This window comes from Pseudomonas sp. MS646, from assembly GCF_036693845.1.
Taxonomy (GTDB): Bacteria; Pseudomonadota; Gammaproteobacteria; order Pseudomonadales; family Pseudomonadaceae; genus Aquipseudomonas; species Aquipseudomonas chlororaphis_E.
Genome location: NZ_CP144763.1, coordinates 713,743 through 726,769, shown reverse-complemented (window position 1 = coordinate 726,769; position 13,027 = coordinate 713,743). Strand labels below are relative to the sequence as shown.

5 protein-coding genes are annotated in these 13,027 nt (G+C 64.5%); 3 read left to right on the top strand and 2 right to left on the bottom strand.

Going from position 1 to position 13,027, the window contains the following annotated elements:
- The first annotated feature begins 1 nt into the window (after position 1).
- The 3 genes from purD (at position 2) to V3H56_RS03100 (ending at position 4,829) form a co-directional block, all read left to right on the top strand.
- Positions 2–1,297, top strand: coding sequence for a phosphoribosylamine--glycine ligase (gene purD, locus V3H56_RS03110; protein ID WP_047736019.1), 1,296 nt, complete (start codon positions 2–4; stop codon positions 1,295–1,297).
- 99 nt (positions 1,298–1,396) lie between these two features.
- Positions 1,397–4,171, top strand: coding sequence for a hybrid sensor histidine kinase/response regulator (locus V3H56_RS03105; protein WP_042729019.1), 2,775 nt, complete (start codon positions 1,397–1,399; stop codon positions 4,169–4,171).
- Positions 4,172–4,232: 61 nt separating this feature from the next.
- Positions 4,233–4,829: a MarC family protein gene (locus V3H56_RS03100; RefSeq protein ID WP_014336378.1), complete on the top strand. Its 597-nt coding sequence runs from the start codon at positions 4,233–4,235 to the stop codon at positions 4,827–4,829.
- 21 nt (positions 4,830–4,850) lie between these two features.
- Here the strand turns inward: V3H56_RS03100 and V3H56_RS03095 are convergent, their stop codons facing one another.
- Positions 4,851–11,930 (bottom strand): TcdA/TcdB pore-forming domain-containing protein, encoded by a 7,080-nt coding sequence (locus V3H56_RS03095; protein WP_338474203.1) that lies wholly within the window; start codon positions 11,928–11,930, stop codon positions 4,851–4,853.
- A gap of 120 nt (positions 11,931–12,050) precedes the next feature.
- Complete coding sequence (locus V3H56_RS03090) at positions 12,051–12,875, bottom strand: hypothetical protein (protein WP_042730477.1); 825 nt, start codon at positions 12,873–12,875, stop codon at positions 12,051–12,053.
- Between the last annotated feature and the right edge of the window lie 152 nt (positions 12,876–13,027).

The following is a 13,027-nucleotide window of genomic DNA, read 5'->3' as shown; positions in this document are numbered from 1 at the left end:
AATGAATGTTTTGATCATCGGCAGCGGTGGCCGTGAACACGCCCTGGCCTGGAAAGTGGCCCAGGATCCCCGCGTGCAGAAGGTGTTCGTGGCGCCGGGCAACGCCGGCACCGCCATCGAAGCCAAGTGCGAGAACGTCGCCATCGACGTGCTGGCCCTGGAGCAACTGGCCGATTTCGCCGAGAAGAACGTTGCGCTGACCATCGTCGGCCCGGAAGTGCCACTGGTCGCCGGTGTGGTCGATCTGTTCCGCGCTCGCGGCTTGGACTGCTTCGGCCCGACCGCGGGCGCCGCCCAACTGGAAGGCTCCAAAGCGTTCACCAAGGATTTCCTGGCGCGTCACAAGATCCCGACCGCCGACTACCAGAACTTCACCGAGATCGAACCGGCCCTGGCGTACCTGCGCGAGAAAGGCGCGCCGATCGTGATCAAGGCCGACGGCCTGGCCGCCGGTAAAGGTGTAATCGTCGCCATGACCCTGGGCGAAGCCGAAGACGCCGTGCGCGACATGCTGGCCGGCAACGCCTTCGGCGACGCCGGTTCCCGCGTGGTGATCGAGGAGTTCCTCGACGGCGAGGAGGCCAGCTTCATCGTCATGGTCGACGGCAAGAACGTCTTGCCCATGGCCACCAGCCAGGACCACAAGCGTGTCGGCGATGGCGACAGCGGCCCGAATACCGGCGGCATGGGCGCCTACTCCCCGGCCCCGGTGGTCACCGCCCAAGTGCACCAGCGCGTCATGGACCAGGTGATCTGGCCGACCGTGCGCGGCATGGCCGAGGAAGGCAATGTCTACACCGGTTTCCTCTATGCCGGCCTGATGATCGACAAGGCTGGTAACCCAAAAGTCATCGAATTCAACTGCCGTTTCGGCGATCCTGAGACCCAACCGGTGATGTTGCGCCTGCAATCGAGCCTGGTGCTGCTGGTCGAAGCCGCGCTGGCCCAGGCGCTGGACAAGGTCGAAGCCCAGTGGGATCCACGCCCGAGCGTGGGTGTCGTGCTGGCCGCCGGCGGTTACCCGGGCGACTACGCCAAGGGCAGCGCCATCCAGGGCCTGGACGCCGCCGCCCGGTTGGAAGGCAAGGTCTTCCACGCCGGCACGGCGCTGAAGGATGGCCAGGTGGTCACCGCCGGCGGTCGCGTCCTGTGCGCCACCGCCATGGGCGCCAGTGTCGACGACGCTCAGCAGCAGGCTTACCGCCTGGCCGCCGAGATCGACTGGGAAGGTTGCTTCTACCGCAAGGACATTGGCTACCGTGCCATTGCCCGCGAGCGTGGCGAAAATCTGGAATAACCCGGCTATTGAGTCCGGCAAGGGTCTGTGGCCCTTGCCGGACTGTTCCGGCGCCGCGCATAGTTATAATCTGGCATCAACCTACGAAGGGATTTCGCCGTGCGCTGGCTCAGGATTGCCATAGGCTTTACCGTCACCCTGCTGACACTGCTCTGCATGCTCCCGGCCCAGGCCGCGCCAGGCAGTGGATGGGCGGTATTGCTCGACGAACAGGGCGACCTCAAGCTGAGCGACATCCGCTCTGCCCGCTACACCAATCAATTCAGTCCCATCGACCTCGACCGCCTCAAGGCCGCCGAAGCCGGCGGGGCATTGTGGCTGCGCTTCCGCCTGGCCCCCGACAAGCACGAACAGATCCTGCGAGTCTTCGCCCCCGACCTGTCGCGCCTCAATCTCTACGTGCTCGACGGCGACACCCTGGTGGACCAACAAACCACCGGCAATGAGCTGCCGCGCAACGAACACCCCGTGCCCAGCAGCGATTTCATGCTGGCGCTGCCCCACAGCGACAAGCCCCTGGACGTCTACCTGCGCCTGGCTTCGCGCCATGAGCTGCGCCCCTACGTCACCCTGCAACCGGCCGTCCTGGCCGCGGCCGACCAGAACCAGACGCTGATCTATGGCTTGTTGTTCGGCTGCATCGCCATGCTGATCCTGCATAACCTCACCCGGTACGCCTACACCCGTTCGCGCAGTTGCCTGTGGCTGGCCGCGTGCGAAGGCCTGCTGATGCTCAGCCTGTTGCTGTTGCTGAACCTGGCCGGGCCGTGGCTGCCGGACTGGCCGGAGGTCCAGACCCCGGGGGCCTACCTGGCCTTGCTGCTGACCGCCCCTTGCGGGCTGATGTTCGCCTACCGGTTCTTCGCCCCATTGGGGCCGCATCCGTTGAATCGGCTGCTGCTGGGCGACATCGTGTTCACCGTGCTGTGTAGCCTGTTGCTGCTGTTCGTCAACACGCTGCCGCTCAATATCATGACCTACGGGCTGGTGGCCCTGGCCGGCCTGAGCATGCTGTTCGTCAGCGCCTGGCACTGGCAGAAGGGCTACCGGCCGGCCCGGCTGTTCGTCGCGGCCATGGTGGTCTTCAACCTGGGCACGCTGATCATCCTCCCGGCGCTGCAAGGGCTCACGGAAGTCCCGCCCCAGGGCCTGATCATCACCCTGCTGGTCTTCATCTGCATCAGCGGCCTGTTGATGAGCGTCGCCCTGGGCGAGCGCCAGCGTTCGATCAACGAAAGCCGCTTCAGCATCAGCCGCGACCTGGCGGCCAGCAACGCCGAGATCAACGCCAAGGCCGAGTTCCTGGCGAAGATCAGCCACGAGATCCGCACGCCCATGAACGGCGTGCTCGGCATGACCGAGCTGCTGCTGGGCACGCCGCTGTCGGTCAAGCAGCGCGACTACGTGCAGACGATCCACAGCGCCGGTAACGAGCTGCTGACCCTGATCAACGAGATCCTCGACATCTCCCGCCTCGAGTCCGGGCAAATCGAACTGGATGACGTGCAGTTCGACCTCAACGCGCTGATCGAGGATTGCCTGAGCATCTTCCGCGCCAAGGCCGAACAGCAGAACGTCGAGCTGATCAGCTTCATCCAGCCCCAGGTGCCGCGCGTGATCAGCGGCGACCCGACGCGGTTGCGCCAGGCGCTGCTGAGCCTGTTGGAAAACGCCTTGAAAAAGACCGACGAGGGCGAAGTCTTGATCGTCGTGGCCCTCGACGAGCGCAGCGACCAACCGCGCCTGCGCATTGCAGTGCAAGACAGCGGCTCGCCCATGGACGCCCAAGAGCGCGACACGCTGATGCACGCCGAATTGCACAGCAAGAACTTCCTCTCGGCCACGCGCCTGGGCGGCAACCTGGGCCTGGTGATCGCGCGCCAGTTGATCATCCTGATGCACGGCGAGTTCGGCATCAAAAGCGGCAGCAACCAGGGCAGCACCTTGTGGCTGACCTTGCCGCTGGACCCTGATCGCCTCGAACACCCGACGTCCGACCTCGACGGCCCGCTGCAAGGGGCCCGGGTGCTGATCGTCGACGACAACGACACCTGCCGCAAGGTGCTGGTGCAACAGTGCAGCGCCTGGGGCCTGAACGTCAGCGCCGTGCCATCGGGCAAGGAAGCCCTGGCACTGCTGCGCACCAAGGCGCACCTGCGCGACTATTTCGACGTGGTGCTGCTGGACCAGAACATGCCGGGCATGACCGGCATGCAACTGGCGGCCAAGATCAAGGAAGACCCGAGCCTGAACCACGACATCCTGCTGATCATGCTCACCGGCATCAGCAACGCACCGAGCAAGATCGTGGCGCGCAACAGCGGGGTCAAGCGCATCCTCGCCAAACCGGTGGCCGGCTACACCCTCAAGACCACCCTGGCCGACGAACTGAACCAGCGCAACCGGGGCCAGGCGACGCACCCGCCAGCCAACACCGGCCCTACCGCGCCGGTGATCGTACCCAGCGACTTCCGTATCCTGGTGGCCGAGGACAACAGTATTTCCACCAAGGTCATCCGGGGCATGCTCGGCAAGCTCAACCTGCAACCCGACACCGCCAGCAATGGCGAGGAAGCCCTCAAGGCCATGAAGGCGCAGCGCTACGACCTGGTCCTGATGGACTGCGAAATGCCGATCCTCGACGGGTTCTCCGCCACCCAGCAGCTGCGCGCCTGGGAAGTCGGCAACCAGCGGACCCGCACGCCGGTGGTGGCGCTCACCGCGCACATCCTCGCCGAACACAAGGAACGCGCGCGCCAGGCCGGGATGGACGGGCACATGGCCAAGCCGGTGGAACTGTCGCAGTTGCGCGAGTTGATTGAGCACTGGGTGGCACAGCGCGACCAGCAGAACCGCACGGCGCAGACGACCTGAGCCGACAGACGGCAAAACGCCTGTTAGACTCGCGTCGTCTCCCTTCGCCTGAGCCTCGACCATGCTCCACGTGCTGTTCAGCGTTTACCTGAAGATGCTGGTGCTCTACAGCCCCTTCTTCGTGCTCTCGTGCTTCATCGGCCTGACGCGTGGCTATTCGCGCAAGGAACAGCGGCGCCTGGCCTGGAAGGTCGCAACCGCGACGTTGGTGTCCAGCGTGTTGCTGTACCTGTTCGGGCGAGTGATCTTCAGTGTCTTCGGCATCACCGTGGATGCGTTCCGTATCGGCGCCGGCAGCGTGCTGTTCATCTCGGCGCTGGGCATGGCCCAGGGCAAATCGGCGGTGCAGACCGACAATGTCCAGCAGGACGTGACCATCGTCCCGCTGACCATTCCATTGACCGTCGGCCCCGGCACCATCGGCGCCCTGCTGGTGATGGGCGTGAGCCAGCCGCACTGGGACGACAAACTCATGGCCATCATCAGCATCGCCCTGGCGAGTTTCACCGTCGGCGTCGTGCTTTACCTGTCCAGCCGCATCGAGCGGATCCTCGGCGACCAGGGCCTGCAAATCGTCAGCCGCCTGATGGGCTTGTTCGTTTGTGCGTTGGCCGCGCAGATTATCTTCACCGGCGTCAGGGGCTATCTGGTCCCCTGACGGCCGCGCCCGCGCAAGCGATCAATCCGCCGGTTGAGTGGCCACGGCCGTCGAGGCGCTGGCCAGGGCCTTGAGCGTCGCACTGCCCTGGGTGTCCCGCCAGGCGAGCAATACCTGCACCAAGGTCGAGACGGCATAACGTCGCGCCTCTGCGAACGCCAGTTGCAGATTGTTGCGCACGGAGGCATCGCGAGCGTTCGCGTCGCGCAGGATCACGCTGTGTCCGCTGTCCGGATCAATGATCACCAGGTGTTCCTCGACTAGGCTCAGCATCAGCCTGTCCGGCTCATCCACCTCCCAGACCAGGCTGACGGGACGCTTCGCCGGGGTATCCGGCAAATGCCAGCCGTCGAGGATGACTGACTCGAGTTTCAACCAGAGCGCCTTGGTCAACCGGCAACCGGTCGCCCCCTGCCCCATGCGCAAGACCAGGGTAGTGACATCGTCCGGCAACAGCGGCAAAACCTCATCGACCTTCATCGCCCCCTCGACAACCAACACCTCGGCATTGCGCTGGACATAATCGAGCGGCCCGGCGCTCGCCCGGTCGGGATAGGTCAACAACCGGCGATCCTTGTCTTCGTGCAGCAATACGTTGCGCCGCTGACGAGTGCCCAGCACGGCAAACGACTCGGGTATCGCGGCCCGCGGCACGCGGATCATCCGGCCGGTTTCAACCACCAGCCACTTCAGGCTGTCGTCAGTCTCGATCGACAACAGCGCGGCGTGGGGCTGGCCGTCCACCAATCGCCTGAGGTTTGCGGACAGCTCGCCCACCTGAGTGGCGACCCAGGCCTGGGTGACGCCGCAGATCATCGCCGGCTCCCGGTCACGCAAACGCATCACCACGCCGTCGAATGTGACACCCCGCAACCCCGTTCCCTCGACGGTGAGCCCGGCAAACTGACACGGCGCCCATTCGCGCGTTGCCACGGGCAGCGCGCCCGCCTGCAACAGCTTCGTCCCTTCGGCAAATGCGACCTCCAGGCCCTGCGGGTCGATAAAGCCCTGGCGCTGGACTTCACCACTGGCCACGTCGAATAACCAGGCCGCCTCGCTGTCCGGGGTCATGCCCAACAGGCGCACCTCCCGGCCCGAGCCCAGATCGGCCAGCAACAGCCGACCAGCGAGGTACCAGGCGCACAACGCCGCGTCGCCGCTGGCGTTGCGCAACCCGACGATGGCCAGGCGTTCGGCCGCGTAGTGCCGGGCCAGCGGCGCCAAGGCCTGCCACCAACGCGGGTGGTCCTTGAGCCACGTATCGCTGACACCGCCCAACGCCAGTTGGCCCTGTTCCGTCAGGTTGAAGAACAGGCCCTGCGAGGTCAGCGCCACGTAGCCGCTCTCGACGGCGACGACATGTTCGAGGTTTTCCGGCTGTATCCAGGCCTGCGACCACTGCCCCGTCGCCGAGCGCTGCTGGCGGCACAGCGTCTGGTCGAGCGCGTAGTAGATGACAAACACGTCATCGTCGCCGGCCGGCGTGAGCAGGGTCATGTCGGTCATGTGCTTGATCGAGTCGTTCCAGCCGCGATAGCGGTGCCCGGGGCTCGTCGAGGGACGGATGATCAACCGGTCGCTGCGGCGCACCCAGGCCATGTCGCGCCAATGGGTGCGGATTTTCCAGCACACCGACACGAACGCCGCCGGCTGCCAGTCGACATTCACGAATGCTTGGTCACCGTTGTCCGGCGCGAAGGCGTGATAGCTGCCGAGCACCTGCGACCAGTCGGCCAGCGTGTCACGGGCGCTGAGCAGCGCTTCCAGTTCGTTGTCCCGGTCGCGGATGATCGAGCTCAGCACCAGTTGCCCGTCATGAATCACATAGACCAGCACATCGCTGGCCCGGTCCTGGCGGGTGATTTGCTGCTCCACGTGAATCACCCCCTGGGCGTCAGCCTCGATGCGGGTGATCCGCATGGCGCCGGCGGCCACGCCGGTATTGACCAGCAAACGATACCGGTGGCTGAGCAGCCCGGTCGCGGCATCGACCTGCCATATTAGGAAGTTCTCCGGCTCGTAGAACCAGGCGTAGCCGCCTGCCACCGCGCCCAGCAACGCGTCCTCGGCCTCCAGCACATCCTCGTCGCGGATGTAGAGGAAACGGTCCTGCCCTGCGTCGTACCAGGCCGTGGTGGTGCGCGGTTCGTCGGGTTTCTCGAACGGAATCGGGTAATGGCGCACCTGCGTGTACGGCATCACCAGGCGATGGGCGCGGGCCATGGCCTTGAGGTGCGCCTGCAACGCCTGCCGGTCCATGCCCGGCGGCACGTCCTGTTCCACCAAGGCCAGTTCACGCTCGCCCAGCACAAACTGGAACACCTGGTCGTTGCGCAGTCGCAGCAACGTCTGGTGACGACCGGCCCCGGAGAACGTGACCGATACGCCCCCCACGAACAGTTTCCCGGAAGGCTCGATGCGTACGTCGCTTTCCTCGGCCCAGACTGCCTCGAGCACCCAACTCGAGGTGCGGGCCCCTGGCGACTCGAGGGTCAGGATCACGCCGGGATTGAGCGCCACGGTACACCGCTGGCCGCCCCCCTGGATCCGGTAGGTCACAGTGTCGCGCCAGGCCGGCGGGATGACCGGCACCGCCAGCGAGCGCTCGACGGCGTCGAGCAGCACGTCGATCACCGTGGGCCGGTAGGCCGGCACCGTCAGGCGATGGAGGATGTACTCGCTGGGAAACGAATAGAAGGAAAACAGGAACAGCCATTGCCCCTCAGCGTTCTTTTTCTCCAGGCGTCGCGCCATATCGAACCCGGGGTCATGGCGCAGCGTCGCGAAGGGCAGCGCCTTGTACTCATAGCCGTAGCAGGTTTGCGGGGTGCACGGCAGGACCAGGGCTTGTCCGGCCGGCACCGTGAACGGGACACGCTCCGGCAGCGCCAGCTCCCGGCGAATGTCGATCGCCCGCGCATAATCGGCATCGAACGTCGGCACCCCGAAATGATCCCGCAGCGGGTACAGCTTCGGACTGTCCAGCCTCAGCTCGCCGCCGGCCAGATCCAGCGCCTGGACAATCAGCGACGCCCGCGGCAGCCAGGCACGGTGGGTCGCCTCGTACCGATAGGCCTGGAGATGGGCCTTCGCCACGTCATCGAAAAACAGCCCGACCTGCCGGGCCTCTTCGGCAATGCCGGCGAAGCCCTGGGCCAGTGCGGCCACGCCCACCGCCAGGCCACCCAGGATGACGGCGGTGCCACCGAGCACCGCGCCAGCGGTGGCACCGGCGGCATAAGCACCCACCGACAACAGCAGCCCGGCGGAGTCGAACGCCAGTTGCGTGCCGAACTGGGCACGGGCCACCTCGTCCTGGGCGGTGACCAACTGGTAGATGTCGAAGCCGACATTCGCCAGTTGCAGCAACCCACCGGTCGCTTCACTGATGCTGCCGCCCACGGCGGCCTTGACCACAGGCGCCACGGTGTCGGCGATCAACCGATCCTCGGCCAGTGCTTGCCGGACCAGGCCGACGAGGCCGGCGATGTCAGCCACATTACCGTGCACCAATTGCGCATAGTTGACATAGGCATGCAGACGAACCGCCAGGGACAGCGGCCGGTCGGGCCCTTCCTGGGCCCTCAGCGCGTTCATCAGCGCCTGCACGGCGAAGCCGGCGTTCAGGGTGTGGACGCCGCCCACTTCGGTGGGGTCGCTCGGTACGACAGGCCGGTTGGCCAGGGTGGTAAAACATTCCGCCAGATACTGTTTGATCCGCGGCAGGCGAGCGTCCTCCGTGCGGACCTGCACCAGGTGCTCGGCGTTCGACGGATCGATGAAACTCATGCGATAGGCGCCCACCGTCGTCACCTCCAGGGTGTCGAACAGCGGCACCAGCCCGGGCGCCAAGCGATTGGCCTGCCGCAGGTCGGCCGTCACCTGTGCCATCTGCCGCGCCCAGCCGTGACCGTCCAGCGCCAACAGGCAACTGCCCAGGCGCGGGTTGCTCATCAGCGATTGCCCACGGGCCGAGGCCAGCCGCTGCCTGACCGGGGGTTTCGACTGCTCCGGCAAGCCGCCCGGTTGCAGCAGGTCGACGACTCGCACCGCCCCCGGCAATGCCAGCCTGGACACCCGGGCGCCGTCCAGCTCGATCAGGTCGAACGTCGGCAATGCCGCATCGCCATAGGCCGCGTATTGGCCGGCCATGCCCTGTTGGACGAAGAACCGGTTCAACGCCTGCCCGAACCGCGCCGGGTGCTCGAACTCGAACACGCCAAAATTGGGATCGTAGAAGTGATAAGTGCCTTGCTCACCCTCGAAGGTTTTGGCCACCAGCATCGCGTGATTATCGGAATTGAGCATCAACGTGCTGGTGGCGGTGCGGGCCTTGAGGATCCGCACCACCTCGTCCAGGCTCGAACGCGCCAGGGCGCTGCCGACGTCGCCGACCTGTACGTCGCGCAAGGACTCCAGGCTGTTGAGGAAGGTCACCGAGTCGCTGCCCTCGGGTTCGAGCACCCCGAGGTAGAACCGCCCGCGCAAGGTATAGGCCGCCGACGCGCCTTCTGTCAGGGCGGCAGCCATGGCCAGGGCCAAGGGGTAGCACCGCCCGCCCACCCGATCGCCCGAGCCCTGGAGCAGCAGGTCCTGAGGCACGAGCTTGATCGCGGCGTTGTCGAAAACATCGAGGACGTTGCCCAGGCGCTCGGCGATCCGATCGCGATATTCCAGCTTGGCCACCTGCTGGATCCGTGCCGCCAGGCGGCCCCACTGGCGCAACGTCATCGGTTGCTCCAGGGCGTTTTTCTTCAAGTCCAAGGCCGTTTCACCATGGGCCGGCGGATCCACCGGGTGGCCCAGCCCGGCCAGAAATGCCGGCGCCTGGTGCTGGTACAGCAGGCGCTCGATCGTCGCGTAACGGCCGGCGGTGCCCAGTTCGACGAGGCTGTTGGCCAGGTTCTCGACCTGCGGCCGCAGCGCGTCGAAGCTGCGGTTGTCCAGGGATTTGGCCCCCACCAATGCACCGAGCTGCAAGCGTTGCAGCGGGCTCAACTGGGCGAATTCGAAAGCTCCTTTGGCAAACCGCGCCAGCAGTTCGTCGATGGACAACTGGCGGGTCTGCGAATCGCCCAACGAGGCGGGGGGCAATACACCCGCGTCCTGGGCCCGGATCGCCTGGCGCTCATCGAAACTAAGGGGGATGGCCTTGTTGAACGTCACCGCGCCGTCATAGCCCTGGCTCAGCCTGTTCACGAACGGCTCGCCCAGCTCATCGGCCAGGTGCTGCAACAACTCGGTCGATAACACGTGCCGGCCCTCGACCAGCGGCCAGCCATCGTCGAACTCCAGCGTCCGGTGCTGCAGCAGTTGCTTGAGGTCCCCCTGATAGCGGGCCTTGAATCGCCCGTCCTGCCAGCGCTGTTGTTCATCGGCAAGCCATTGCACGGTGTCGTTCTGGTTCTCTTTCCAGGAATGGTCCAGCTCTTCCTCGGTGGCCAGGTTGACCGTGTCGGCGGCGTCGATGGTCATCTGCCTGCGCCACTCCAGGGCCGTTCGCGGGGTCAGGTTAGCTCGTTCGTAGTCCGCCATGCCGTCGCGCATGGCGGCTGGTCCGGTGAGGTAGATCGTCACCTCGCTCTGCGGGCGGAGACCATCGCTGTAGTAGGTGGCGGCGGCGTGAGCCAGGAGCGACACCGCCAACTCATCTTCCGCCGTCAGCTCATGCAAGGGGCCGAACACTTGTGTCGCGACCTGGGTCGCCAGTGCGATCAAGCCCTCGACATCGGTCAGGCCGGTGTTCTGTTCATCGGCCAGGCGCGCGGTGGCCTCGACGATTTCATAGTTGAGCCGGAACCGCTCGATCACCGCTTCGAGCATGGCCGAGCCAGGGTGGGCCATCAGGAACGCATTGCTCAGGGTGTGTCGCTGGGCGACCGCCCGCAGCCCGTCCAGGGGCGCCAGGCGCTCCAGCGGAGCGCGGAACACCTGCTTGAGCTCGGGTCGGCTGGCGGCAAACCGTTCCAGTGCGGCACGGTGCTGCGCCGGAATCTGGTTGGAATAGCCGGTGTAGCGATCGCGTATGGCCTGGCGGCCCGGCATCCACTCGGGGTTGCGATCCAGCAACAGCTGCAACAGCCCCAGGCGCGCGTCGGTCTTGAACGCCCGGATGTCCACCTCGCCGAGTTGATCCAGCAGCGGCGGCAGGCTATCGACGTCGGCGTATCGCCCCCCTTCGATGAACAACGCCTCGACCCGCACGATATCGGAGGCTGCCGCGAAATTACCGCGCAGGCTGATCTCGCGCTGGTAGAGCCCTTGCAGTTGCAGCGACACCTCACCACTGCCCAGGTCACGCAAGATCACGCCGCTTTCGCCCAAAGCCGCGACACTCTGTTGATTGGCCCGCTTCAAGGCACGCAGTCGTGCTTCATCCTGGCCATAGGCGCGAACCAGCAAATCGATGCGCGCAGCGTCGGCGCTGGTGCCCTTTGCCACCGCTTGGGTGATATGTGCGTACATCTGCTGCTTGAGGACGATGGCGCGTTCTTCATAGCGATCACCCAGTTCGATCGCATCGGTAATGACGTCCCCACCATCGAGCATGGCATGGGCCTTGGCCGCTTCGACGATGATCCGGTTGGTTTCATAAGCCAGCAATGCATCGCTGTCGTACCAGAGCCTGAGCGAGTGCCCCTGGGGCGCCATCACCTGCTGCCAGAGGTTGATGTAGTCGCGCTGGATGGCACCGACGCCGCCCCCCAGCCAGGCAAAATGCAGGTGCTTCGGCACCTCGGTGGCGGGGTGTTTCAATTGTTCCAGGCTGCTGTGCAGGCGCGCCTCGAACCCTTCCACACGGCAGTAGATGTGCGTCAGGCTGCCGAGGTTTTCTTCCGCGCTCGCCGGCGGCGACGGCTCCGAGGCCCGGCGCTGGCGACGGTTGCCGCCCAACGCGCCCAGCGCCTGCTTGAGCAACCCCAAGGGCTCGAGCATCTGCGGGCTGTCCAGCGAAGCGATGCAACCGGTGTAATAACGCAACACGGCATCATATTGATCGGTGCCCTGGTAGGCCGCCAAGGCATGTTCAAGGTCTTTCAACTTGAACACATTCAGGAAACTGACAAAGTCCTCGGCCATTGAATCATTGGCGCCACTCATAAAGTAAATACTTCCCTGTATCGTTCATCCATCGTCAGCCGCCATTGAATAACCGCCCGCACGAAACAAGCGGTTATTCAAGGCCGACGCAAAACTGTTAGTTATGAAGTGCGAGGATGATCAGGCCAACCGGCGCCGACTGAACCGTTGACGCAAGACTTGCCGACGATGTTCGCCAAGGTACTCTTCGATCTCGCCCCGAAACTCTTCATAACGGGCCGGATTGAATGTCACGAACGACTTGCCGCGAAAAATATCCCGCGCCGAAGCCTGCCAATTCACAAAAAGAACACCGCCGTTGCTGGAAGTGCCGTGCTGGCGTATCGACGTCGACGAGGCAATGAGCACGCCATTGGCCAATTGTTCGCAGGGGATGACCGACAGGCGCGCGCCTTCGGCGGTCTTGACCTGGCCGTTGTACAAGGCAAGGGTCTTGTCGTCTTTCTTCAGGCCTTCGAGGGTGGTGTCCACCACGGCACCGAGCACCGAGACCGCCGGGACGCTGGCCTTCACGCCATCGATGATGCCCTTGACGATATCGCTGATCACGTAATCGATGTCCACCCGGGTCGAACGCTCGGAGTAGCGGGTATAGCCGTCATCGGCGATGAAGCAGCCGAGGTCGCGCAGGCACTGGATGAAAGCGTCATACCAGGCCAGGGTGTTCTTGCCGGTGGGGACTTCATAGTTGGCTTCCATGATTGCCATGGTCATCAGGTTTTCCATGATCGCCATGTTGTTGAGCGACATGTTGTGGCCATAGCCCAGCAGCGCGTCGCCCAGCATCAGCGCATCCAGCGCCCGGGTCGGGTTGTCATCGTGCTGCACGCCGACGCTGCGACGCATGCGTCGGCTGGTGGAAGCCAGGGGTTTGCGCCGGTTCAAGCGGCCCCTGATCAATTCAATGCTGTGGGCAATGTCGAGTTCACTTTCCAACGTATTCATACAATATCCTTATTGAGTTGATGACCGCTCCTGCGGTTCAGCGACAATCTAGTTCAGTCATTTAAAAAACCACAACTCCAGCTGATTACAACGTATGTAGATCAATTATTGTTTTGACCGCTCATATTTACTCTCAAATAAAACCCTCCCAT

Excerpts from the sequence above, each read along its gene's own strand:
- purD (WP_047736019.1), top strand. The coding sequence starts at position 2 with ATGAATGTTTTGATCATCGGCAGCGGTGGCCGTGAACACGCCCTGGCC.
- V3H56_RS03100 (WP_014336378.1), top strand. The coding sequence starts at position 4,233 with ATGCTCCACGTGCTGTTCAGCGTTTACCTGAAGATGCTGGTGCTCTAC.
- V3H56_RS03095 (WP_338474203.1), bottom strand. The coding sequence starts at position 11,930 with ATGAGTGGCGCCAATGATTCAATGGCCGAGGACTTTGTCAGTTTCCTG.
- V3H56_RS03090 (WP_042730477.1), bottom strand. The coding sequence starts at position 12,875 with ATGAATACGTTGGAAAGTGAACTCGACATTGCCCACAGCATTGAATTG.